Genomic DNA, 25,141 nt, shown 5'->3' with positions numbered 1-25,141 from the left:
AGCGGCCCTTGGGCCTTATGGCAGCCTTGAAGCCGCCTTCGCTGGCAAGCCAGCTCCTACATGAGCGTGTTGTGCCTTAGATGTTCTGGCGATCGCCTTTGGGGTCGAAGAACACCGAGGAAACGATTTCCGCCTCGATCACCCGGCCGTCGGCCAGGGGCGCGAAGACTCGCTCGCCCAGGCGCTGAAGGCCGCCCTTGACCACCCCCAGGGCAAAGGAATAACCCAGGGAGTTGTGGGCGTAGCTGGAGGTCACGTGACCGACCATGCTCATCGGAATCGCCTGCTTGGGGTTGAACACCAGTTGCGCGCCTTCCGGCAGCCACTGGGTCGGGTCGATCGGCTTGAGGCCCACCAGTTGCTTGCGCTGCTCGCGCACGCAGTCCTCGCGGTTCATCCCGCGCCAGCCGATCCACGAGAACGGCTTGGTCCGGCCCACGCACCAACCCATGTTCAGGTCGTCCGGGGTCATCGAGCCGTCGGTGTCCTGGCCGACGATGATGAAGCCCTTCTCGGCCCGCAGTACGTGCATGGTTTCGGTGCCATACGGGGTCAGGTTGTACTTCTTGCCGGCCTCGACGATCTGCTCCAGCACGCCCATGGCGTAGTCGGCCTGGACGTTGACCTCGTAGGACAGCTCGCCGGTGAAGGAGATGCGGAATACCCGCGCCGGTACGCCACCCACCAGGCCTTCCTTCCAGGTCATGAACGGGAAGCCGTCCTTGTCCAGGTCGATGTCGGTGACTTCGCTCAGCAGCTTGCGGCTGTTGGGGCCCGACAGGGTCATGGTGGCCCAGTGGTCGGTGACCGAGGTGAAGTACACCTTGAGGTCCGGCCATTCGGTCTGCTGGTAGATCTCCAGCCACTGCAGCACGCGAGCGGCGCCGCCGGTGGTGGTGGTCATCAGGAAGTGGTTGTCGGCCAGACAGGCGGTGACGCCGTCGTCGAAGACCATGCCGTCTTCCTTGCACATCAGGCCGTAGCGGGCCTTGCCCACGTCGAGCTTGGTCCAGGCGTTGGTGTAGATGCGGTTGAGGAATTCCCGGGCATCCGGGCCCTGGATGTCGATCTTGCCCAAGGTCGAGGCGTCCAGCAGGCCGACGCTGTCGCGCACCGCCAGGCATTCACGCTTGACTGCGGCATGCAGGTCTTCGCCGTTTTTCGGGAAGTACCAGGGACGCTTCCATTGGCCGACGTCTTCGAACTCGGCGCCGTTCTTCACGTGCCAGGCGTGCAGCGCGGTGAAACGCACCGGCTCGAAGATGTGCCCACAGTGACGCCCGGCCACCGCGCCGAAGGTGATCGGCGTGTAGTTGGGGCGGAACATGGTGGTGCCCATCTGCGGGATGCTGACGTTCAGCGAACGGGCGGCAATGGCCAGACCGTTGACGTTGCCCAGCTTGCCCTGGTCGGTGCCGAAGCCCAGGGCGGTGTAGCGCTTGACGTGCTCCACCGACTCGAAGCCTTCGCGGGTCGCCAGTTCGATGGCGGCGGCGGTGACGTCGTTCTGCAGGTCGACGAACTGCTTGGGCGCCCGCGCCGTGCCTTTTTCATGGGGCACCTGGAACAGCGCCAGGGTCGGTTCTTCCAGGCGGGTCAGGGCCTTGGGCAACACGCCCTCGACACTCTGGAACCCGGCTTCGCTGGCGGCGCGCACACCGCCTTCGAAACCATCGGCCAGGGTGTCGCCGAGGCTGTAGACGCCGTTGATGCCGCCGACGCACACGCGCTTCTGCGGTGCTTCACCGGGCACGAAACCGAGGATGTCTTCACGCCACACCGGCTTGCCGCCCAGGTGCGAGGCCAGGTGCACCACCGGGCTGTAGCCGCCGGAGCTGGCGATCAGGTCGCAGTCGAGCCACTCGCCGGGGCTGGTGACCTTGTGCGCCTTGACGTCGATGGCCGCCACCCGCGCGCCAGTCACGTGCTTGCTGCCACGGGCCTCGATCACCGCGCTGGAGGTGAGGATGCGAATACCCTTGGCCCGGGCTTCTTCCACCAGGGCGCCGCGGGGGTTGTGCCGCGCATCGGCGATGGCCACCACTTGCAGGCTGGCGTCGAGCCAGTCCAGGGCCACGCGGTAGGCGTGGTCGTTGTTGGTGGACAGCACCAGCTTCTTGCCCGGGGCCACGCCGTAGCGACGCACGTAGGTCGATACCGCGCCGGCCAGCATGTTGCCGGGCACATCGTTGTTGCCATAGACCAGCGGCCGCTCGTGGGCGCCGGTGGCCAGCACCACGCGCTTGGCGCGGACCCGGTGGATACGCTGGCGCACTTGGCCGATGGGCGCGCGGTCGCCGAGGTGATCGGTAAGGCGCTCGTGAATGGTCAGGAAGTTATGGTCGTGGTAGCCGTTGACCGTGGCCCGTGGCAGCAGCAACACGTCCGGCAGCGACTTGAGCTCGGCGATCACGCTGGCCACCCACTCCACCGCCGGCTTGCCATCCAGGCTTTCGCGGCTGTCCAGCAGGCTGCCGCCGAACTCTTCCTGCTCGTCGGCCAGGATCACCCGGGCGCCGCTACGGGCAGCCGCCAAAGCAGCGGCCAGGCCGGCCGGGCCAGCGCCGACGATCAGCACGTCGCAGTGCTGGTTCATGTTGTCGTAGGTGTCCGGATCGTTCTCGGTGGGCGAGCGACCCAGGCCCGCGGCCTTGCGGATGTACTTCTCGTAAGTCATCCAGAACGATTGCGGGTACATGAAAGTCTTGTAGTAGAAGCCCGGAGGCATCAGCTTGCCGCCGACCTTGCCGAGAATCCCCATCATGTCGTTGTTGACGCTGGGCCAGCCGTTGGTGCTGGTGGCCACCAGGCCCTGGTACAGCGCCTGTTGGGTGGCGCGCACGTTGGGGATCTGGGTGGCTTCGGTGGCGCCGATCTGCAGCACCGCGTTGGGCTCTTCGCAGCCGGCGGCGAAGATGCCCCGGGGCCGCGAATACTTGAAGCTGCGGCCGATGATGTCCACGCCGTTGGCCAGCAGGGCCGAGGCCAGGGTGTCGCCTTCAAAGCCTTTGTAGGTCTGGCCGTTGAAGGTGAAGGTGAGGACTTTGTTGCGGTCGATGCGTCCGCCGTTGGACAGGCGATTGCTCTGGCTCATACCTTCTCTCCAGCAGCCTTGGCGGTGAACTGCGGCTTGGTGCCAATCTTGTAGGTTTCAAGGATTTCGTAGGTCACGGTGTCGCGGGTGGCGTTGAAGTACTGGCGGCAACCGGCGGCGTGGATCCACAACTCGTGGTGCAGGCCGCGGGGGTTGTCGCGGAAGAACATGTAGTCGCCCCACTCCTCGTCGGTGCAAGCGTTGGGGTCCAGGGGCCGGGGAATGTGGGCCTGGCCGGACGAATGGAATTCCTCTTCGGAGCGCAGTTCGCCGCAGTGAGGACAGAAGATATGCAACATAGGGAGTTGTCCTTTTAGTGGGCGACCGCAGCAGCGCCGTGTTCGTCGATCAGCGCACCGTTGTGGAAACGGTCGATGGAGAAAGGGGCGGCCAATGGATGCATCTCGCCCTTGGCCAGGCTCGCGGCAAACACGTTGCCCGAGCCCGGGGTGGCCTTGAAGCCGCCGGTGCCCCAACCGCAGTTGAAGAACATGTTCGGCACCGGGGTCTTGGAAATGATCGGGCAGGCGTCCGGGCTGGTGTCGACGATGCCGCCCCACTGGCGGTTCATGCGCACCCGGGAGAGGATCGGGAACATCTCGACGATGGCCTGGATGGTGTGCTCGATCACCGGGTAGGAGCCGCGCTGGCCGTAGCCGACCCAGCCGTCGATACCGGCGCCGATCACCAGGTCGCCCTTGTCCGACTGGCTGATGTAGCCGTGCACCGCGTTGGACATGATCACGCTGTCGATGATCGGCTTGATCGGCTCTGACACCAGTGCTTGCAGCGGGTGGGATTCGATCGGCAGGCGGAAACCGGCGAGCTTGGCCATGTGCCCGGAGTTGCCGGCGGTGACCACGCCGACGCGCTTGGCGCCGATAAAGCCCTTGTTGGTCTCGACGCCGATGCACACGCCGTTTTCCTTGCGAAAGCCGATGACTTCGGTCTGCTGGATCAGGTCCACGCCCAGGGCGTCGGCGGCCCGGGCAAAGCCCCAAGCCACGGCGTCGTGACGGGCCACGCCGCCGCGCCGTTGCACGGTGGCGCCGAGGATCGGATAGCGGGTGTTCTTCGAGCAGTCCAGATAGGGAATCTCGTCCGCCACCTGCTGGGTGTTGAGCAACTCGCCATCGATGCCGTTGAGGCGGTTGGCGCTGACCCGACGCTCGGAATCACGAATGTCCTGCAGGGTGTGGCACAGGTTGTAGACCCCGCGCTGGGAGAACATCACGTTGTAGTTGAGGTCCTGGGACAGGCCTTCCCACAACTTCATGGCGTGCTCATACAGCTGCGCCGACTCGTCCCACAGGTAGTTGGAACGCACGATGGTGGTGTTGCGCGCGGTGTTGCCGCCGCCCAGCCAGCCCTTTTCCACCACCGCGACGTTGGTGATGCCGTGCTCCTTGGCCAGGTAGTAGGCGGTGGCCAGGCCATGCCCGCCACCGCCGACGATGACCACGTCATAGACCTTTTTCGGGGTCGGCGTGCGCCACATGCGCTGCCAGTTTTCATGGTGGCTGAGAGAGTGCTTGAAGAGGCCGAAGCCCGAATAGCGTTGCATAGTCATTGCTCCAGTTGCGGCTCTCAGCGGTAAACCGGGAAATCAGCGCACAGGGCTGCCACCTGGCGAGCGACATTGGCCTCGACATCGGCATCGCCGAGGTGGTCGAGGATGTCGCAGATCCAACCGGCCAGTTCAGTGCACTGGGTGACCTTGAATCCGCGGGTGGTGACCGCCGGGGTGCCGATGCGCAGGCCGGAAGTGACAAACGGCGACTGCGGGTCGTTGGGCACGGCGTTCTTGTTCACGGTGATGTGGGCACGGCCCAGGGCGGCGTCGGCATCCTTGCCGGTCAGGCCCTGACGGATCAGGCTGACCAGGAACAGATGGTTGTCGGTGCCACCGGACACTACATCGTAGCCGCGTTTGATAAATACGCCGGCCATGGCCTGGGCGTTGTCGATCACCTGTTGCTGGTAGGCCTTGAACCCGGGCTCCAGGGCTTCCTTGAAGCACACCGCCTTGGCGGCGATCACGTGCATCAACGGACCGCCCTGGGCGCCGGGGAACACCGCGGCGTTGAGTTTCTTCTCGATCTCTTCGTTGGCCTTGGCCAGGATCAGCCCGCCACGGGGACCGCGCAGGGTCTTGTGGGTGGTGGTGGTGACCACGTCGGCATAAGGCAGCGGGTTGGGGTACAGGCCGGCGGCTACCAGCCCGGCGACGTGGGCCATGTCGACGAACAGCAGCGCCCCGACCTTGTCGGCGATCTGCCGGAAGCGCGGGAAGTCCAGGGTCTTGGAGTAAGCGGAGAAGCCGGCGACGATCATCTTCGGCTTATGTTCCACGGCCAGGCGCTCGACCTCGTCGTAGTCGATCAGCCCGGTCTTGGTGTCGATGCCGTATTGCACCGCGTTGTACAGCTTGCCCGAGGACGACACCTTGGCGCCGTGAGTCAGGTGGCCGCCATGGGCCAGGCTCATGCCCAGAATGGTGTCGCCGGCCTGCAGCAGCGCCAGGTACACCGCACTGTTGGCGGAAGAGCCGGAGTGTGGCTGGACGTTGGCGTAGTCGGCACCGAACAGCTGCTTGGCGCGCTCGATGGCCAGGGCCTCGACCTTGTCCACATGCTCGCAGCCACCGTAGTAGCGCTTGCCCGGGTAGCCTTCGGCGTACTTGTTGGTCAAACCGCTGCCTTGGGCCTGCATCACTCGCTTGCTGGTGTAGTTCTCCGACGCGATCAGCTCGATGTGATCTTCCTGGCGTTGTTCCTCGGCATTGATCGCCGCCAGCAGTGCATCGTCGTAACCCTGGATCTGGTCTTGCTTGCTGAACATCACGTCTCTCCCAGCGGCGGCGCTGCGCCTTTCGTCTCGGTGAGGCCAGCCTTAAAGCTGCGCCCTTTGGATGCGATGGTATGACCGGCAAGGGGAACTCAAATGCCTATGGACGCCACGCAAAGGTGCGTTTACGACATGCCTTGGCGCCCACGGACAAATGCCCGACCGCGCCACCCGCCGACGGCTCTGGCTCGGGCCTGTCCCTCCCCCGCAGGAGCCGCCCTGCCAGCGAAAGGGCCCTCAAGCCAGGCGCAAAGCCAACGGACGCCTTCGCCGGCAAGCCGGCTCCCACACAAAAGCGACGCCCACCTCCCCCTCGTAGGAGCTGGCTTGCCAGCGAACAGGCCCTCAAGCCAGGCGCAAATCCAGCGGACGCCTTCGCCGGCAAGCCGGCTCCTACACAAAAGCGGCGCCCCCTCGCCCTCGTAGGAGCTGGCTTGCCAGCGAACAGGCCCTCAAGCCAGGCGCAAAGCCAACGGACGCCTTCGCCGGCAAGCCGGCTCCTACACAAAAGCGGCGCCCACCTCACCCTCGTAGGAGCTGGCTTGCCAGCGAACAGGCCCTCAAACCAGGCGCAAATCCAGCGGACGCCTTCGCCGGCAAGCCGGCTCCTACAGGGCGGCGCGCAGGGCCAGCAGCAGAAGAAAATGCAGGGGATACAGTCCATATGCCCAACGCCGCATCGCCGGCACCGAGCAACCGCGCAACGCCCGCAGCAGCATCACCCCCAACAGTGGCGCCAACAGACAAGCGGCAATACCGCAGGTCGCCACCCAATTGCCCAGGCGCGCCGCCGGGAACAAGGTCTGCCATTGATTGGCCGCCAGGCACAGCGCTCCAGGCAGCAGGCTGAAATACCAGGGACGACGCAGCACCAGCAGCAGGGCCAGCGGCAGCATCACCCCGAACGCACCGAACATCAGCCACTCACTGCCCCCCAAAGCCAGGACCAAGGCCAACAGGCCGAGCCCCCGATCCAGTCGCCGAGGCCGCTGCCAGCCGCGGGCCACCAGCAAACCCAGGGCCAGGGTCGGCAGCACGTTCAAGGTGTCGGGGTCAGGCACGAACAGGCGATAGGGAATCTCACTGAGCGCGCTGAACAGCAGCAGCCAGCCCAGGTAGCGCCATTGCCCAACCTGATGGCCAGACAGATCAACAACCCGCGTCAGATTCACCGCCATCGCCAGACAGAACCAGGGAAACGCTAGGCGCCCCGGCACGTACAGCCAGTCCAGGCTCAAGCCCACATACCGCAGGTGATCCAGCACCATGCTCAGCAGCGCCAGCCACTTCAGCGCATCCAGCGCCCCATCACGCCGGCGGTTGTCGGTTTTCAGCATTGCATCACGCATAAATCCTTATGGGCCATGCATTAATCCGCCGTAAACAGAGCGTGTGCTGGGCCATTATTCTTGGGTAAAGTGCGCACCATCATCGACCACGGAGCCGGCCATGACCGACAAGAGCCAACAATTCGCCAGCGACAACTACTCCGGCATCTGCCCCGAAGCCTGGGCCGCCATGGAGCAGGCCAACCACGGCCACGAGCGCGCTTACGGCGACGACCAGTGGACCGCTCGCGCCGCCGATTATTTCCGCAAGCTCTTTGAAACCGACTGCGAAGTGTTCTTCGCCTTCAACGGCACCGCCGCCAACTCCCTGGCCCTGTCGTCGCTGTGCCAGAGTTACCACAGCGTGATCTGCTCGGAAACCGCCCACGTCGAAACCGACGAGTGCGGCGCTCCGGAGTTCTTCTCCAACGGTTCCAAGCTGCTGATCGCCGGCACCCAGAACGGCAAGCTGACCCCGGAATCGATCCGCGAGATCGCCCTCAAGCGCCAGGACATCCACTATCCCAAGCCGCGGGTGGTGACCCTGACCCAGGCCACCGAAGTGGGCAGCGTCTACACCCCGGAAGAAGTCCGCGCCATCAGCGCCACCTGCAAGGAACTGGGGCTGAACCTGCACATGGACGGCGCGCGCTTCTCCAACGCCTGCGCCTTCCTCGGCTGCACCCCGGCGGAACTGACCTGGAAGGCCGGCGTCGACGTGCTGTGCTTTGGCGGCACGAAAAACGGCATGGCGGTGGGGGAAGCGATCCTGTTCTTCAACCACAAGCTGGCGGAAGACTTCGACTACCGCTGCAAGCAGGCCGGGCAACTGGCCTCGAAAATGCGTTTTCTCTCGGCGCCCTGGGTCGGCCTGCTGGAAAACGACGCCTGGCTCAAGCACGCCCGCCACGCCAACCACTGCGCACAGTTGCTGGCCCAGCTGGTGGCCGACATCCCTGGCGTGGAGCTGATGTTCCCGGTGCAGGCCAACGGCGTGTTCCTGCAACTCTCGGAACCGGCGATTGCCGCCCTGACCGCCAGGGGCTGGCGCTTCTACACCTTCATCGGCAAGGGCGGCGCGCGCTTCATGTGTTCCTGGGACACCGAAGAAGAGCGCGTGCGCGAACTGGCAGCCGACATCCGCACCGTGATGAGCGCCTGACCCGCTCCCGCCCGTAGGAGCTGGCTCGCCAGCGAACAGGCCCGCAACCCGGGCGCCAGTCTCACAGGCGCCTTCGCCGGCAAGCCGGCTCCTACAATGGCCAGCACACCTCTCGCCCCGTAGGAGCTGGCTTGCCAGCGAACAGGCCCGCAACCCGGGCGCCGCTCTCACGGACGCCTTCGCCGGCAAGCCGGCTCCTACAATAGCCAGCGCACCTCTCGCCCCGTAGGAGCTGGCTTGCCAGCGAACAGGCCCGCAACCCGGGCGCCGCTCTCACGGACGCCTTCGCCGGCAAGCCGGCTCCTACAACGACACGCCCTCCTCCACGGGAACTGGCTGGCCAGCGAAAGCATCAGTTCACAGATTCCTGAACTGATTATTTGCCCCTGCTGATTCAACATCCGCCGCCTTTGTCCGAGACTCCCGGGTCGACCTATAAAAACAAAGGCTCCACCCATGACGACTCAGTCTTGCGTCACCGAAAAGGCCCAGTCTTCCGGCCTGAAGATCGAAACCCGCTCCATCGACTACGTGCCGCGCCATGAGCGCCACGGCAAGGTCTGGCACCAGGGCCCCTTCTGGTTCACCGGCAACTTCGTGCTCACCACCATGGTCACCGGCTTCACCGGCGCGGCCCTGGGCCTGGCCCTGCCCTACGCCATCCTGGCGATCGTCATCGGTGTGTGCCTGGGCACCTTCTGCATGGCCTTCCACGCCAACCAGGGGCCGCGCATGGGCCTGCCGCAGATGATCCAGTCCCGCGCCCAGTTCGGCCTGCGGGGCGCCATCGTGCCCTTCACCGCGGTGGTGTTCGTCTACATCGGCTTCAACGTGTTCAACGTGATCCTCGCCACCGACGCCATCAACACGGTGATTCCCGGGGCCCGGGCGCCCTGGTACACGCTGATGATCGCCATCGCAGTGCTGATTGCGGTGGTCGGCCATGACCTGCTGCACACGGTGCAGCGCTGGCTGACCTACCTGATGATCAGCGTGTTCGCGGTACTCACCGTCAGCGCCCTGCTGACCCTGCAAGCCGACACCGCGGTGGCCGATGCACATTTCTCCTGGTCGGCGTTCTTGATCCAACTGTCGGCCGCCGCCGGTTACCAGATCAGCTATTCGGTGTACGTCTCCGACTATTCGCGCTACCTGCCGCACCAGACGCCGTCGCGCCAGGTGATCTTCTGGACCTACCTGGGCGCCGCCGGCTCGGCCCTGTGGCTGATGTCCCTGGGGGCCTTCCTGGCTTCCGCCCTGCCCTCGCCGGACGCCATCGCCAGCGTGCGCGATGTGGGCAACCAGCTGATTCCCGGCTTCGGCACCTTCACCGTGCTGATTGCGGTGCCGGCGCTGGTGGGCATCATGGCGGTCAACTGCTACGGCGCCATGCTCACCGGCATCAGCGCCATCGACGGCTTCAAGTCGATCCAGCCCACGCTCAAGAGCCGGGTGACCGGCATCCTCCTGGTGGCGGTGGTGATCTTCCTGATCGCCATGAACATCCCCGAAAGCTACCTGGGCAGCTTCAACACCTTTGTCCTGCTGATGCTGTATTTCCTGGTGCCCTGGACCGCGGTCAACCTGGCGGACTTCTACCTGGTGCGCAAAGGCCATTACGCCATCAGCCACATCTTCAATCCCGCGGGCATCTATGGTCGCTGGTCCAGCGCCGGGTTGCTGGCCTACTTCCTCGGCCTGCTGGCGATGGTGCCGTTCATGTCCCTGAGCTTCTACCAGGGACCGCTGTCCCAGGCCCTGGGCGGGGCCGACATCGCCTTCGTGATTGGCCTTGCGGTGGCCGGGCTGGTCTACTGGGCCCTGACCCGCAACCTGGATCTGGAAGCCGAACGCCTGGCTATCCAGGCCAGCGAACAGCAACTGGAAGGAGGCGCGCAATGATTCCTCAGGGCTCTGTGAAAGTGGCCTGCCAGCAACTGGCACCACGGATCGGCGATCTGGACTACAACCGCACCCTCAGCGTCGAGGCCATCCGCCGGGCTGCTGCCCGCGGCGCCCAGGTGGTGGTGCTGCCGGAACTGGTGCAGAGCGGCTACGTGTTCCGTGACCGGAAAGAAGCCCTGGCGCTTTCGGAAACCCTCGACGGACCGACCCTCAGCCTGTGGAAAACCCTGGCCGAGGAGCTGCAGGTGGTGATCGTCGGCGGCTTCTGCGAGCGCCTGGACGATGAGCGGGTGGCCAACAGCGCGGCGCTGATCGAACCCGAAGGAACGTTGACGGTGTACCGCAAGGCGCACCTGTGGGATCAGGAAAACCTGATCTTCACCCCCGGCGACGAACCGCCACCGGTTGTGGCCACGCGCTTCGGGCCGATCGCCATGATGATCTGCTACGACCTGGAATTCCCCGAATGGGTGCGCCTGCCGGCCCTGGCCGGGGCGGCGCTATTGTGCGCGCCGGTGAACTGGCCGGATAGCCCGCGCCCGGCCAGCGAACGCCCGGCGGAGATGATCCGGGTACAGGCCAACGCGGCGGTCAATCGGATGTTCGTCGCCGCCTGCGATCGCTGTGGCGAAGAGCGTGGCGTGCATTGGGTGGGCGGCTCGACCATCGTCGATGCCGATGGCTATCCATTGGCGGGCAAGGATCGGGAGCGTACCGAGCAGTTGCTGCTGGCGGAGCTGGACCTGGCCCAGGCCTGGCACAAGTCCATCAGTGAACATAACCATGTGCACCTGGATCGGCGCCCGGCGTTGTATCAGTAGCCGGACAACCCCAGTTCGCTGGCGAGCCAGCTCCTACAGGCAATGGGTGTAGGAGCTGGCTTGCCGGCGATCAGTATTCCACCCGCACGTCGCCCTTGGGCACGCTGCAGCAGGACAGGATGTAGCCTTCGGCTTCGTCTTCCTCGGTGATCCCGCCGTTGTGCTCCATCGCCACTTCGCCACCCAGCTTGAGCACCTTGCAGGTGCCGCAGATGCCCATGCCGCAAGCCTTGGGGATCATCAGGCCGAGCTTGGCCGCAGCGGCGTGCACGGTTTCCCCCGGGGCCACGCGGATGCTCTTGCCGGAAGCGGTGAACTCCACCTGATGCAGGTCGGCCAGGTCCGGCTCCGGTGCTTCGGCGGCCTGTTCGGCATGCTCCACGGCGTCGGCGCGGGCTTCGGGCGGGGTCGCGCCGAAGGATTCCTCGTGGTAGCGCGCCATGTCGAAACCGGCGGCTTCCAGCAGGCGCTTGACTGCATTCATGTAGGGCGTCGGCCCGCAGCAGAACACTTCCCGTTCGAGGAAGTCCGGGGCCATCAGCTCCAGCATCTTGTGGTTCAGGTAGCCGCGATAGCCGGCCCAGGGCTCGCCCAGGCCGTGTTTCTCGCAGATCAGGTGCAGGCTGAAGTTGTCGATCCGCGACGCCATGTGCTCCAGCTCGCGGTGGTAAATGATGTCCTTGGGTGAACGGGCGCTGTGGATGAACACCATGTCGACATTGCCGTTGGTGTCATAGAACCAGCGCGCCATGGACATCACCGGGGTGATGCCGACGCCGCCGCTGAGGTAGAGGATCTTCGGGCTGGGAAAGTCGATGGCGTTGAACAGCCCCACCGGCCCGTGCACCGCCAGTTCCTGGCCTTCGTGCAGGGTGTCATGCAGCCAGTTGGACACCTTGCCACCCGGCACCCGCTTGATGGTTACCGAAAAGCTGTAGGGCACCGACGGCGAGCTGGAAATGGTGTAGGAACGCATCACCGGCTGGCCTTCGATCTCCAGCTCCAGGGTGACGAACTGCCCCGGTTTGAAGAAGAACATGATCGGCTGGTCGGCCATGAAGCAGAAAGTCCGCACGTCCCAGGTTTCCTGGATGACTTTGACGCAACGGACGATGTGACGGCCATTGGCCCAGGTCTGGGTGGTTACCGGGTTGAGGAAGGTGTTGGACATGCTGTTCTCCACGGCCGACTGTCGGCGTCTTGTCAGCGATTCTGCGTAAGGCTTCTCGCGCCCATTTACCTATCTGCGACATTCACATGCTTATCGCGACCAGCCCCCAGCTGCCGGGGCTGGCGCGTCGGGAACAGATTGGGCCATGTCGCCCATGGATAAGGTTCCTGGCGCCTGCGGACCCACACTCGCCTCAACGACAACAGCCGTTTTTTTCGTGACTTGCGTAGCACCCACCGTAGCCACTATTTAATTCGCCGGCCGCACCGAACGGCCATGAGGACTTGAACGATGGACGTCACCGCAACCCTGAGCTTGGGCGATCCACTGGAACCTGCACGCAAGGCCACTGCACAGATGCTGCAGGAGCGCGAGCGGACCTTCTCCCTGCCGCAGCCCTTCTACTGCGATGAAAGGCTGTTCGATATCGACATGCAGGAGATCTTCCAGAAGGAATGGCTGATCGCTGGCATGACCTGCGAGATCCCCACCAAGGGCAACTACATCACCCTGCAGATCGGCAAGAACCCGATCATCGTCATCCGTGGCGCCGACGGCGTGGTCCACGCCTTCCACAACGTCTGCCGCCACCGCGGCTCGCGGTTGTGCACCAGCGACAAGGGCAAGGTGGCCAAGCTGGTCTGCCACTACCACCAGTGGACCTACGAGCTGGACGGCCGCCTGCTGTTCGCCGGCACCGAGATGGGCGCCGACTTCGACATGAAGCAGTACGGCCTGAAACCGGTGAACGTGAAGACCGCCGGCGGCTACATCTTCATTTCCCTGGCCGAGAATCCGCCGGCCATCGACGACTTCCTGGCGACCCTGGCCCATTACATGGAGCCCTACGACATGGAGAACACCAAGGTGGCGGTGCAGACCACCTTGCATGAAAAGGCCAACTGGAAGCTGGTGCTGGAGAACAACCGCGAGTGCTACCACTGCGGCGGCTCGCACCCGGAATTGCTGAAAACCCTGCTGGAATGGGACGACGTCACCGACCCGCGGGCCGACCAGGCGTTCAAGGACCACGTGGCCGCCTCCGCCGCCGCCTGGGAAGCCGAGAAGATCCCTTACGCCCATGCCAGCTTCGGCCTGCGCAACCGCATCGTGCGCATGCCGCTGCTCAAGGGCACCGTGTCCATGACCATGGACGGCAAGCAGGGCTGCGCCAAACTGATGGGCCGGATCAAGAACCCGGACCTGGGCTCGATGCGCATCCTGCACCTGCCACATTCGTGGAACCACTGCATGGGCGACCACATCATCGTGTTCACCGTGTGGCCGATCAGCGCCCAGGAAACCGTGGTCACCACCAAATGGCTGGTGCACAAGGACGCGGTGGAAGGTGTCGACTACGACGTCGAGCGCATGCGCCAGGTGTGGGACGCCACCAACGACCAGGACCGGCGCCTGGCGGAAGAAAACCAGCGCGGCATCAACTCCACCGCCTACCAGCCGGGTCCGTACTCCAAGACCTACGAATTCGGCGTGGTCAACTTCGTCGACTGGTACAGCGAGCGCATGCTGAGCAACCTCGGCGCGGAACCGGCGCCCTACCTCAAGGGCGTGCCGGTCACCGGCTAAATACCCTGGCAGGGGGTGAGCCAGCTCGCCCCCTGCCTCCCTCGCCCCCTTGATAATGTCTTCTCGCCCTTGGCGATCATGACGCTAGCGCCCGACCAGCGCCCGCTGGCCGGACCGCTGCGTCGACCGGCAATCACACTTCAACCCACCCACCGCTTGCCCATGGGCGCTCATGGCGTCCCGCTGGAAGCCGCCCCCGATGCTTCGGCCGCCTTGGCGCGTGGCTCTGCCGAATAGGTTTGCGCCAGATAAGCGGCAATCACATCCACCTCCTGATCATCGATTGGCGCGCCAAAGGCGTGCTGCATCTTGCTCACCTCGCCGCGCCACTGTGACTGGCTCATGCCAGGGGGTTGCAACTGGATATAGTCCGCGGAATGGCAAATGCTGCATTTGCCGCTGGCAATCGCATACCCCGGCAGCGGGGACGGCTCAAAGCGCGCGGTTTCCGTGGGCAGTTCAATGCTCAGTGGCGCGGCCCCGCTCAACGCTGAGTGCGTCAACAAGACCAACGCAACCAGTGTGAAGAGCGGGACATGACGAAGTCTGTGCATGGCGTGAGGCCCTTTCAAATGATGTGCAATGGCAGCGACTCGATGGAGTGCCGGGCATAGCCACCGGGGTTCCAGATCGGGGTCGTTGGCTGGGTCTGGCCCTGAGCGTTGCGCGCACGCACCTGTAACTGGACGATGCCGCGCTGACGCGGCTTCCAGTCCGCGAGCCATTCGCGAAACGAGTACGGCCCCAGGTTTTCACCCAATCGGGTGGGCTGCCAGGTCAGGCCGTTGTCATCGGAAAACTCCACGCTCTGGATACCGCTACCGGAGCCGTCGAAGGCAATGCCGCGCAGGGCCTGCAACTGCCCCAGCGGCAAGCGCTGTTCATGGCTCAAGCTGGTGACGAATGAACGTACCGGTATCACCGTGATCGGGCGGCTGTCTTTCAGCTCACTCCCCGGCGGCACGGACAGACTGTCGTTGGCGGGCACTCGATAGGCCTTGCTCATGAAAAAACCCTCGAACTCATGATCAATGACTTCGATCTCACTCAAGTGCTTGGTCCAGTAGGTACCGAAGTAACCCGGCACCACCAGGCGAATCGGGTAGCCATTGAGCAAGGGCAGATCCTCACCGTTCATGCTCCAGGCGATCAACGGCTCCGGCGCCAATGCATGGTTGATATCCAGCGCCTTGGTGAACGTCGGCGTCGTCGGCAGGATGGGTTGATCAAGCCCGCGAAAGGTGACCTGAACAGCGTTGTCCTCGACTCCCGCCTGCTCCAGCACCCTGCGCAGCGGCACGCCCGTCCAGCGCGCATTGCCCATCGACCCATGTCCCAGTTGCGCGCCAAACACCCGAGGCTCGAAATAGCCGCGACTGTTGCCGGAGCATTGATTCACCGCCACCCACTCCACCGGTTCGCCCAGCGCCTTGAGCGCTTGCAAGCTCAGGTCCAGCGGCTGGCGGACACGACCCAGGACCTTCAGGCGATAGGTCTGCGGATCGATCCGGGTTGGAATGTTGGCCAGGTGATAACGCACGAAGAAAGCATCATTGGGGGTCAACAGGCCCTGGTTGAACACCTCGAACGGGGTCTCCAGGTGCGGTGGCCGAGTGGTAATGCGCATCAGTGGTCGCTTCTGCGGATAGGCGATCAGCTCACGCTCGCCGTTGGCAAACGGTTGTTGCTCCAGGCTTGCAGCCAAGCCCTGCAAAGGCTGAGTCGCCAGACCAAGGCTGGCGAGGACGCTGGCCTTTAGAAAATGTCGGCGATCCAAACCGCCACGCTTGTCGAAAGGGTTCATCGGGGTTCTCCGGATGGATGACGACGAGTCAGCTCGGAATCGGCGGGCATAAGATCAGTGGCGCCAAGACAAGGCTGGGCAACCGGCATAGACAGAGGCGGGCGAACAGGGGCTGGGGGTCCGGTGCGGAACCTGACGATAAGACCATCCATGGGACGTTTCTCCGGTGAGCGATGCGCAGAAATGGCCTGAACGAAGAATCGCGCTTTCCAGTGCCTGAACAATGGTGAGCGTCTGCGAAGCCAGACCCCACAGCGTAGCCGCAGGCCCGGGAATTTGTGGCCTTTCACCTTAGGTGGTGGAAACACTGAGCTTCGGCCCACTGCTCGCCCTGGGCCGTGAAGTGCCGCTACAGCGGCACTTCGATCTTTTGCGGCATGCCAAGCAATGGCCCACAGCCGTCCTCGAAGGTTACGGGGCCGGCTGCGAATCCATCTCCAGCGTCAACCAAGCGGCCAACTGACGGCACCGTTCTCGCCCATGAACTCTTCCGTCAACGCCTTGCCCTGCAACTTCACCCGGACGTAGCCGTTGCGCACCCGCAGCGGGTAGTTCGGATCATCCGCCGACAGGGTTTCCGACCACAGCACCTGGGGATTGCCCTTCAACTCACTGGTGACGCCATAGGGAATGGCTCCGTGGCCGATGCACCGGCCGTACATACCCTCCCTGGGCGCGTAGCAGATGCCGTTGTGCAGGTGCCCCCAGTACCAGTAGTCCGGCACCCGCCCCAGGGCGGCGACTACCTGTTTGTACAGCACGGTCTGCTGCTGGCCGCTGATGTCCAGCCCCTGGTGATGACTGAGCACGATGATCTTGCGCCCCTGCCCCTTGCTGGCCACCAGGTCCTTGAGCCATTGCTGCTGCAGGGCATTGAGGTTGCCGTCCATGTACAGGTTCATTTCGTCGGCGGCATAGGCGCTGTCCAGGCCGACGATCAGCCAGTGGCTGTTGAACAGGGCAAAGTAGCTGGTGCCCTGCTGCTTGGGAAACAGCGCATTGATCTCAGCAAAGTAGCCATGGGCGCCGCTGTACATTTCGTGGTTGGAGTTGAGGCTGAATGACGCCAGGCTGCCCTGGGGCCAGTCGACCAGGTCGGCGCCCTCCTCGGTACTGGTGCCGGCGTAGTACACGTCCCCCAGATGGATGGTGACATCCGGCTGGTCCTGCCTGATCAGGTCCGCCACGCGCTGCGCCGCCGAATGGTCCTGGAAGTAGCCGGTGCCCCAGTCCCCGGCCATGTCCAGCAATACGTTGTCGGCCATCTCGATCAGCGCCGGAGTGGTGCCGAAGGGCGCGTGCTGGTGCAGGTTCTCGATCCAGTTGAGCAGGGCCTCGCTCCAGCGCAGGTCCAGCAGTTCCCATTGGCGACAGCCCAGCAGGGTGCCGTCCTTCATCACCTGGGTCTGCAGCTCGGCCACCGTTTGCGGCAAGGGCTTGGCGTTGCCCAGGTGCAGCACCGACAGGCCGTGGGCCAGCTCCCAGGGCACCGGCGCCTGACCGGGGGGCAGGTCGCCGTGGATCAGGGCGTACTGCGCCTGGTCATGGGCCCGCTGCAGCAGTTGCACGATCGCCTGCAACTGCGCCGGCTCAAGCTGGCTGGCGAGTTTTTTCCAGGCCAGGTCGAGCCTCGCCAACAACCCCTCGACCCGGGCCTTGGCCTGTTCGTATTCATGTTCCAGATTGCTCACAAATGACATGTCGGCATCCCTCTTGGTGGTCCATCCGCACAAACGCCGCAGCGGCGTCACAGGGTTTTCATGTACTCGATCAGTTGCCACTTCTGCTCCGCGGACAGCTGCGTGCCATACAGGTGGCCGCTGTTGCTGTTGCCCTCCAGGTGCGTGTCGTACTTGAAGTAGCCAGGGCCCTGCAGCGTCGGGCCGCTGGTGATGAAGCCGACCTTCTGCGGGTCATACACATCCGAGCCGGTGAAGAACACCTGGGGCCGCAGCTCCGGCGCCTGCAACAGGTCCCACAGGCTCGGCACCGAGCCGTTGTGCAGGTACGGCGCGCGCAGCCAGATGCCATCGGTGGGGGTGTTGCTGTAGCTCTGGGTCTTGCGGTACGCGCCAAAGTCGAAGGGCGGTTTCTTGAAGCCGTGGAAGGCCTGGACCAGCCCGGTGGTGAAGGAATCCAGGCGATGGGGGTCGGTGCCCAGCGCCTGGATATCGGTCGTGACCTGGCCGGTGTCGGCCTTGCCGAAATCATGGCAACCGGCGCAGTTGGCTTCCCACAGCGGCTTGCCCTGGGCCACCTTGGCCTGATCGAGGGCGAACGGCCAGGCCGGTGGTTTATGCCCCAGCAGCCAGTTGGTGACCCGGTTGAAGCTCTGCGGCAGCACCGATTGCGGGGTCGCGCCCACGGCCATCGCCGCCGCGTAGTTGCGCTCGCGAATCTGGTTGTTGTTGCCGTCCCAGTGCAGGTACATCGACTCCCGGGGCTTCTGGTTCCAGATCTGCGGCAGGTCCACGGTGCCGATGGTGGAGTCGTCGGGGAAGCCGAACACCACCATCTTGGTCGGGTTGAAGGTGTCGGTGCGCCCCGGCCCCTGCTGCGGCCGCAGCTTCTGCCAGGCATAGGCCTGCTTCTGCTTGAGCAGTGCGCCCTTGGCCATGGGGATGATCAGGTAGCGGTTGTACAGGCGCTCGATAAAGCCCAGCTGGAACTTGGCGTTGATCGCGTTCATCACCGCATCCACGGTGAATTTCGGGTCGCTGGCGCAATCGTAGGCGAACCACTGGAAGGCCTGGAGCTGCATCAGGTTGGCCGGTGCGGTGGGCACCACCTGGGACACATCGCTGGCGCTGGCGCGGTAGGCCCCGGTGTGGCACAGGGCGCAGTTGGGCTCCACCGTCGGGTAGCCCAACTGCCGCTTGGCCATGCCCACCGGCAGGTCCCGGCCGTTCTCGTAGAGAAAGCCGAAGACCTCGTAGCCACCGGGGCGCGGGAGCTTTTCCGGGCACATCTGCGGCAGCACGGCAAACAGGTAGTAAGGAATCCGCGCTTCGATGCCCAGGCCGATGGCGGCGTACTTGAAGTGATCCTCGTCGGAGGCTTCCGGCGGCTGGGGCACCTCGCGCAGCATGTTGACCCAGGTCTGGTAGCCAACAAAACCCAGCACCAGCAGCGACACCAGGACGCCGACACGAAAGCCGTGGCGCGCCCAGCAGGCGGCCCAGTGTTCACGCAGGGCCCGCAGCCCGGCACAGAGCAAGGCCCAGGGCCGATTGGCCGGAGCACTGCCCAGGTACAGCAGGATGCCGAGCACCAGGAACATGCCGAGGTCGCCCATGAGCATGGGCACGAACACCTGGGACTGATTGCTGGTGTCGATCAGGTAGATCCAGAACGCCACGGCAATCAGCCGCGACAGCACGCAGAGCCAGGAATGCACCACGAAACGCGGCGCGTTGCAGCCCGAAGGCATGTAGAACAGGCTGATGCCCACCAGCAGCATGCCGGTGTTTTCCAGCCAGGGATCGGACAGCACCGGCGGCAGGCCGACCACCGCGGTCAGCAGCGCCGGGGCAAACAGCGCCGGCAGGGCGAACACCATGTTCATGGCGATGCCCAGCCAGATGAAGCGTTGGAACCAGCGGATATAAGCGTTCATCGCAACCTTCCCTGCATCCATGTGTAGCGGCCGCCGCAGCCCGCACTCAGCGGCGAAGCGTGCTTGCTGCGGCCCCTGTTCCCTGACGTGGCCCGCGGCGACCGCGCCGCGGGCTGGCCGGAGTCAGCCCCGGGCGGTCTTTTCCAGGTGCGCCAGCATCAGCGGGTACACATCCACCACCGCGTTCTTGCCGAAGATGCAGTCGATGTGCCCGTAACCCGGCACCACATGGCGGCTGAACAGCTCGGGGCCGTGCAGCTGGCACAGGCGCTCGTAGGTCTTCTGCGTGCTTTGCGGCAGGTAGCACTGGTTGTCGGCGCCGCTGATGAAGCAGATCGGCAGCTTCAGCCGGTCGAAATGCTGCATGTAGACGTCGCGCCCCTTGAAGTCCACCAGGTGGCCCTTGCGACAGATCAGCGCCAGGTGCTCGAAGGTTTCGATGTTGGAGGCGCCGAACAGCTCGTGCAGGTTGTCGTGCAGGGTCTGGTTGAGGGTGTCGTGGCGGTACAAAGAGGCGTACATGAAGGTGATGCGGTGGCACACCGGGTTGGTGCAATAGCCCTGGGCCTCGATCCGTGCGTAACCGTTGAGCGCCGTATCGTAGAGCCGGTTGAACAGGCTTTCCTTGCTGTCGGCATAGGCTGTCAGCGACCTGATGCCGATGGCGTCGAGCACGCCCGGCAGGTGCAACCCAGCCTTGATCCCGGTGGCGGTGGCCACCACGGTGTCAGCGGCAATCTGCGAGCAGACCACCGAACGCACGTCCTGCAGGCCCGCCAGCAGCGACATGAAGAAGGTCGTGGCGCCATAGCAATGCACCACGCATTGCACGTCGCGGGCCCCGGTCGCCTGCTTGATCTGGCCGATGGCGGCCTTGAAGTCGTAGGCGGCGATCTGGTCGCCATTGCATTCCTGCTTGCTCGCCGGCAGCAGGATGCTGACCCGGAAATCCAGGAGCCAGACGTCATAGTCGTGCTTGCACAGGTACTCCAGCAGGTTGGTCTGGATGGTGTCGGTGGAGAAGATGTTGGAGCCCACGCCCAGCCCGTGCACCAGCATCACCGGGCCTTTGCTGCCGGCCTGATAACGGGTCAGGCGCAGGTGCACATGGTCCTCGGTCTGGAAGAAATGCACAGTCGGCACCGGCGCGTCCAGGGGCCGTTTCAGCCGCGGCGGCGCGTCGGGGTTGAAGTAGATATCCCCGGCGAACACCCCGCCGTAGCTCTCCCAGAGAATCCCGGCGAAAAACTTGCCAAAGCGCGCCAAAGCCTCGATGCGCTCGCGTTCGTTGCGCGCGTTGAGCACCTTCATGGTGGTCATCTGCCGGGCGAAGTCCGCCGGCAGGATGTGCATCACCCCGCTGCCCAGCACTGCACCGCTCTTGTCCCGGCCGCGGTACAGGGTCACGTAGAGGGTGCTGGTGTCGGGCCAGATATTCAGCACGCCGTGGTCTTCGGGCACGGTCTTGAAGGCGCTGAAAAAATATTCATTGCCGTCCTCGGCGGTCAGGCGCATGTCGTAGTTCATGTGGCGCACGCCCACCTGCTGCTGGAACTCCTCGAACAGGTTGAACACCCCGTGGCTGGCCACCAGGGGCTGGGCCGACAGCACCGGGGCATTCAGGGTGCCGACCAGGGTCGCGGCGTGCGCGGGTTCCTTGATCATCCGGTCGAGGTCATCGGCGGTGATGGTCAGGGTGAATTCGATGGGCGAGTGCTGCGCCTCTCCACGCTGGGCCGCCGCCTGGTAGAGCGCCAGATCGGTGCCCTGGGCTTGGGTGAAGTCGGTGGAAAAATAGCCCTTCATGGTTTCGCTGAACTGCACGCCCAGGGTCGGCGCAGGCACCGCCTTGCGAGGGGCCGAGGGCAGGCTGTAGTCGATCTTCCAGCCACGATCCTCGGCCAGCAGGCGCATGTTGCGCTCGCTGACCGCCGAAATGGTCAGCAGCGGATTGACCGCCAGCGAGGTCGGGATTACCGCGCCGTCGGCCACGTACAGCCCGGGGTAAACGTCCGTGCCAGTGGCGCCGCTGAACACCTGGCCCTTGTGGTTGACCACACCCTGCGCAGCATCCTCGCCCATCACGCAGCCCCCCAGGGGGTGCACCGAGACGATGCTGTGCTTGAGCAACTGGGTCCAGATCGGGTTCTCCACCCAGATCCCGCCCAGGGCTTTGGTGCACTGGTACAGGCGCTCGTTGCCAAGGACCACGTTGGGTTGCTCGCCAACGCCCGGCCAGTCGATGCGCAGCTGGTCCTGGTCATCGAGCAGCATGCGCCCGCGGCCGTCGTCGTGGCTCATGATCAGGTAGGTCTGCATGTTGTGCAGGGCGCCGTAGTAAGGCCCGCGCACAAAGCTCTCGGCCTCGCGTGCCTTGTAGCCCAACTGGCCGCTGAGGCTATTGTCGGTGGCCTTGCCCAGGGTCCCGGCGAACAGCGCCATGCTGGGCACCATGGCCCGCCCCAGGGCGCCGGGAATCGAGCCCTCCTCGATCACCATGCGGCTGCGCCAGTCGCCTTCGGTGCGCATGTCGATGACCGAAGTGATGCACGGCCCCACGGGTTTGAGTTCGTTGGCCGCATGCGTGCCGAAGCCGATGCCATTGATGGTCTGCTCGCAGTTATGGCCAAAGCCGAGGATGTCACCGTTGCCGCTCATGTGTTCGCCGAGCTGGGCCGAGGTGGACAGGCCCTTGGCCTTGGAGCGCAGGAGAATTTCCGTGGAGCCCAGGGTGCCTGCACTGAGCACGACGATGTCGGCCTTGACGAACAGGGTCGGCGCCGAAAACGTCTCGCGGCCGCTGTCCAGGTACTGGAAGTGCACGATCCAGCCGTCACCGTCACGCTCCAGATAGCGCACCTGGGCCTGGCAGAAAATCTCGGCGCCATGATTGCTGGCGTCCGGCAGGTAGTTCATCAAGGTGGTGTTCTTGGCCTTGTTGTTACAACCCGAGACGCAGTCGCCACAGTGATTGCAAGGCAGTTGCTCGACCCCGACATGGTTGAGGTTGTTGGCCAGCTTGTTGAAGGTCACGTTGATCGGCGGTTTGTAGAAGTGCGCGCCCTGCTTGAGAAAATCCGCGGATTTGCGATGCGCCACCAGCTTGGGCAAGGTTGGCGCCGCATCCGGATAGGGGTTGGGCTTGAGCATCTCCCGGGCCCGGGCAAAGCCCTCCTTGAGCAGGGTGTCACGGTGTTCACGCACCGCCTGGGGCCAGCGCGGATCGTCGAACACCTCGGGTTCGGGTTCCAGGGCGACGTTGGCGTTGATCAGCGAAGTACCCCCCAGCCCGCAGCCCACCACCACGTTCTGCTGGGCGTTGACGTGCAGGTCGAAAAGCCCGGTACGCGAACCGATATGACCTTCGGGGTCATGCACCTGCAATTCCTCGGTGGCGCTGGCCAGGGTGTTGGGGTACTCGCCGGGCTGAATCTCCCGCCCCCGCTCCAGCAGGCAGACGCGGCGCCCGGCCCGGGACAGTCGGGAGGCGGCAATGCCGCCGCCATAGCCGGAGCCGATGACAATCACGTCGTAGTGTTCCTGGATCTCGCTGATGGGGGTCGCGATCCGAGTCATGGCGGTGTTCCTCTCAGGCAGATGGGGCAACTCGTGGGTCGCCTCTAGTGGGGTGCATCCGTTGACGCGCAGGCAGCCGAACAGGCAGGCCCAGGCGCCTGGAACAACAGCAGTGCAGTCAGTAACGGAACAAAGCGCAGGACAGGGTTAAAGGCGTGCGCGCTGGTTGGCGGCACGGCGACGGGTACGTCGAGGGAGGGGGGCCCCGGTCGGATAAACCTGCGATGAACGACAATCCATTGCCTGCGCTCCCTGAGCCGGATGTGGATAAGTTGCCGCTAAGTCCTTGAAGACTCAGTGAAGACAGGCCCATTGCCAGTGTCAAGAAAGCCCTTAGAACTGTATGAAATTTGACCTATTGCCGGGCAAGCTATGAATAGCAAGGGGTCCAGCCGTTGGCGAACACCTTATCCACACCTTGACCCACAGCAACTGTGGGCAAGTGCACCAGGGGTGGGGATAGTTCGTCGGTCAATGCCAATAAAAACCGTGACTTATGCGAAAGCAGCAGTTATTGGCAACATTGATCAGTTTTTGAACAACGACCTGAAAGCCACGTCATCAGCGGCCTGTAGCGGAAGGCGAACACCTTATCCACAGAACGGCCAACAGACTTTGGGGGCAACTGCGGTGAATGACCCGGCGTACTGTGGAAAACCCCTGAAAGCCGCGAATTATCGGGTTCCTGGCAAGGTAACTGAGAGGAAAAGCTGCATTTGGCTATTTTTTGATCAAAACCACGCAAGGCACGTACTGTAAGGCCTGCAGCGCTAAGCGAACATCTTATCCACAGAAGCGCCAACAGACTTTGGGGGCAAGTGCTGTGCAAAAGTCGCTTTGGCTGTCGCCCTGCCCAGGAAAAAAAGCCATGAAAAACGCCAACTTAGGCTGATCAAATTTCGTACAGACGGCTACAGGGCCTGTTCCGCATGGGCTTGAGCAAGGCGCGAACACCTTATCCACAGGTCCGCACACAGGGATTGTGCGTAACCCTGCCGCACCGCTGGTAGGAGCTGGCTTGCCAGTGAATGGCGAGGCCGAGAATTGTGCACATGCGTGATGGCCCCTTCGCCGGCAAGCCGGCTCCTACGGTGGCTGCAGACGCGATCTCCCTCGTAGGAGCTGGCTTGCCAGCGAACGGCGGCGCCGAGAATTGTGCACATGCATGACGGCCTCTTCGCCGGCAAGCCGGCTCCTACGGTGGCTGCAAACCCTAGCTCCCTTGTAGGAGCTGGCTTGCCAGCGAAAGGCGGCGCCGAGAATTGTGCACATGCGTGATGGCCCCTTCGCCGGCGAGCCGGCTCCTACGGTGGCTGCAAACCCTAGCTCCCTTGTAGGAGCTGGCTTGCCAGCGAATAGCGGCGCCGAGAATTGTGCACGTGCATGACGGCCCCTTCGCCGGCAAGCCGGCTCCTACAGTGGCTGTGCGGCGCGAGGGCTGTGCATAACCTTGAACTCAGCGCACTACGCCTTCTTCGATCAGCAGTTTGAGAATGGCCTCGGCGCCCGCTTCGGGGCTCACGCCCTTGAGTACCTGGCCAGTGCCGCCGCTGGCCTTGGCGGTGGCGGCCTTCATGCGGTCGGCGCCGCTCTTGGCCTTGATCACTTTCAAGCGCTTGGGTCGGGGTTTGGCCGGTTGCAGGCTGGAGGCTGTGAACAATTCGTCCTCCACCACCACGACCTGATCGGCATGCAACAGGCCACGGCGCGCCGGGCCGTAGGCGCTCTGGCGCGGTTTCGGTGCGGCGTTATCCACAGTGGCGAGAAACGGCAGGCGCACTTTGAGCCGGCGCCGCTGGCCACGGGGCAAGGCTTGCAGCACATGAGCCACGCCGTCGCTCAGGGACTCGACCTGCGCCAGCCCCACCACCAGGGGCCAGCCGAGGTTCTCCGCCAGCAGGAACGGCAGCATGCCGGAGCCTTCGCCGGTTTCCGCCTGGCTGCCGGTGAGCACCACCTGGGCGCCCGCGTCGCGCAGGTACTGGGTCAGTACCGGCAGGGCATCGGCACCCGGCGGCTGTTCCAGTACATGCAACTGCTCCAGGCCCATGCCCAGGTAAGCGCGCAGGGCCGGTTCGGCGACGTCGCCGGCATGCAGCACCTGCAACTGCTCACCCGCCAGCTGCAGGCCCAGTTCCACCGCGCGGGCGTCCTGTTCGGCGCGCCGTGGGCGGCCGGAAGTCGGGTGGGCACCAATCGATACCAGGCTGATCACATTGCTGTTCATAAC

The 25,141-nt window shown here is 64.2% G+C and carries 16 protein-coding genes; 4 read left to right on the top strand and 12 right to left on the bottom strand.

Going from position 1 to position 25,141, the window contains the following annotated elements:
* Nucleotides 1–76: 76 nt before the first annotated feature.
* The 5 genes from BLV47_RS01420 to BLV47_RS01400 form a co-directional block, all read right to left on the bottom strand.
* Nucleotides 77–3,094 carry a sarcosine oxidase subunit alpha gene (locus BLV47_RS01420; protein WP_092309085.1) on the bottom strand — a complete coding sequence of 1,006 codons (3,018 nt, stop codon included), beginning with the start codon at nucleotides 3,092–3,094 and terminating at the stop codon, nucleotides 77–79.
* Nucleotides 3,091–3,393, bottom strand: coding sequence for a sarcosine oxidase subunit delta (locus BLV47_RS01415; protein ID WP_011063902.1), 303 nt, complete (start codon nucleotides 3,391–3,393; stop codon nucleotides 3,091–3,093). Before BLV47_RS01415 ends, BLV47_RS01420 begins: the two co-directional genes overlap by 4 nt.
* A gap of 14 nt (nucleotides 3,394–3,407) precedes the next feature.
* The gene (locus BLV47_RS01410) at nucleotides 3,408–4,658 is read right to left on the bottom strand and encodes a sarcosine oxidase subunit beta family protein (RefSeq protein WP_060841439.1); all 1,251 of its coding nucleotides are present in this window, start codon (nucleotides 4,656–4,658) and stop codon (nucleotides 3,408–3,410) included.
* A 23-nt stretch (nucleotides 4,659–4,681) separates the two neighbouring features.
* A complete protein-coding gene (locus BLV47_RS01405) occupies nucleotides 4,682–5,935 on the bottom strand; it encodes a serine hydroxymethyltransferase (RefSeq protein ID WP_092309082.1) in 1,254 nt (417 codons plus the stop codon).
* A gap of 614 nt (nucleotides 5,936–6,549) precedes the next feature.
* Nucleotides 6,550–7,290 (bottom strand): TraX family protein, encoded by a 741-nt coding sequence (locus tag BLV47_RS01400; RefSeq protein WP_092309079.1) that lies wholly within the window; start codon nucleotides 7,288–7,290, stop codon nucleotides 6,550–6,552.
* A gap of 100 nt (nucleotides 7,291–7,390) precedes the next feature.
* Here BLV47_RS01400 and BLV47_RS01395 point away from each other — a divergent pair, with 100 nt between their 5' ends.
* The 3 genes from BLV47_RS01395 to BLV47_RS01385 all read left to right on the top strand — a co-directional run bounded on the left by BLV47_RS01395 (nucleotide 7,391) and on the right by BLV47_RS01385 (nucleotide 11,157).
* The gene (locus BLV47_RS01395) at nucleotides 7,391–8,431 is read left to right on the top strand and encodes a threonine aldolase family protein (protein WP_092309076.1); all 1,041 of its coding nucleotides are present in this window, start codon (nucleotides 7,391–7,393) and stop codon (nucleotides 8,429–8,431) included.
* Nucleotides 8,432–8,887: 456 nt separating this feature from the next.
* The gene (locus BLV47_RS01390) at nucleotides 8,888–10,333 is read left to right on the top strand and encodes a purine-cytosine permease family protein (RefSeq protein ID WP_092309073.1); all 1,446 of its coding nucleotides are present in this window, start codon (nucleotides 8,888–8,890) and stop codon (nucleotides 10,331–10,333) included.
* Nucleotides 10,330–11,157: a nitrilase-related carbon-nitrogen hydrolase gene (locus tag BLV47_RS01385; RefSeq protein WP_092309070.1), complete on the top strand. Its 828-nt coding sequence runs from the start codon at nucleotides 10,330–10,332 to the stop codon at nucleotides 11,155–11,157. The genes BLV47_RS01390 and BLV47_RS01385 overlap by 4 nt, the downstream gene beginning before the upstream one ends.
* Nucleotides 11,158–11,227: 70 nt before the next feature.
* On the opposite strand, the gene gbcB is transcribed toward BLV47_RS01385, so the two are convergent.
* Nucleotides 11,228–12,328, bottom strand: coding sequence for a glycine-betaine demethylase subunit GbcB (gbcB, locus tag BLV47_RS01380; protein ID WP_092309067.1), 1,101 nt, complete (start codon nucleotides 12,326–12,328; stop codon nucleotides 11,228–11,230).
* 291 nt (nucleotides 12,329–12,619) lie between these two features.
* On the opposite strand from gbcB, the gene gbcA reads away from it, so the two are divergent.
* A complete protein-coding gene (gbcA, locus tag BLV47_RS01375) occupies nucleotides 12,620–13,915 on the top strand; it encodes a glycine-betaine demethylase subunit GbcA (protein WP_060841446.1) in 1,296 nt (431 codons plus the stop codon).
* A gap of 170 nt (nucleotides 13,916–14,085) precedes the next feature.
* Here gbcA and sorB read toward each other — a convergent pair whose 3' ends face one another.
* From sorB to etfB, 6 genes are all read right to left on the bottom strand, one after another.
* Nucleotides 14,086–14,469 carry a SorB family sulfite dehydrogenase c-type cytochrome subunit gene (gene sorB, locus BLV47_RS01370; protein ID WP_143038229.1) on the bottom strand — a complete coding sequence of 128 codons (384 nt, stop codon included), beginning with the start codon at nucleotides 14,467–14,469 and terminating at the stop codon, nucleotides 14,086–14,088.
* A gap of 14 nt (nucleotides 14,470–14,483) precedes the next feature.
* The gene (sorA, locus tag BLV47_RS01365) at nucleotides 14,484–15,719 is read right to left on the bottom strand and encodes a SorA family sulfite dehydrogenase catalytic subunit (protein WP_092309061.1); all 1,236 of its coding nucleotides are present in this window, start codon (nucleotides 15,717–15,719) and stop codon (nucleotides 14,484–14,486) included.
* Between the two features lie 443 nt (nucleotides 15,720–16,162).
* Nucleotides 16,163–17,419: a metallophosphoesterase family protein gene (locus BLV47_RS01360; protein ID WP_092309058.1), complete on the bottom strand. Its 1,257-nt coding sequence runs from the start codon at nucleotides 17,417–17,419 to the stop codon at nucleotides 16,163–16,165.
* 47 nt (nucleotides 17,420–17,466) lie between these two features.
* Complete coding sequence (locus BLV47_RS01355) at nucleotides 17,467–19,335, bottom strand: c-type cytochrome (protein WP_092309055.1); 1,869 nt, start codon at nucleotides 19,333–19,335, stop codon at nucleotides 17,467–17,469.
* Nucleotides 19,336–19,458: 123 nt separating this feature from the next.
* Nucleotides 19,459–22,911 carry a GMC oxidoreductase gene (locus tag BLV47_RS01350; protein ID WP_092309053.1) on the bottom strand — a complete coding sequence of 1,151 codons (3,453 nt, stop codon included), beginning with the start codon at nucleotides 22,909–22,911 and terminating at the stop codon, nucleotides 19,459–19,461.
* A gap of 1,456 nt (nucleotides 22,912–24,367) precedes the next feature.
* Nucleotides 24,368–25,138: an electron transfer flavoprotein subunit beta gene (gene etfB, locus BLV47_RS01345; RefSeq protein ID WP_092309051.1), complete on the bottom strand. Its 771-nt coding sequence runs from the start codon at nucleotides 25,136–25,138 to the stop codon at nucleotides 24,368–24,370.
* Nucleotides 25,139–25,141: the final 3 nt, after the last annotated feature.

This window comes from Pseudomonas saponiphila, assembly GCF_900105185.1.
In the GTDB taxonomy this organism is placed as follows: domain Bacteria; phylum Pseudomonadota; class Gammaproteobacteria; order Pseudomonadales; family Pseudomonadaceae; genus Aquipseudomonas; species Aquipseudomonas saponiphila.
Note: the sequence above shows the minus strand (reverse complement) of the source record. Positions and strands in the feature narration are given on the sequence as shown.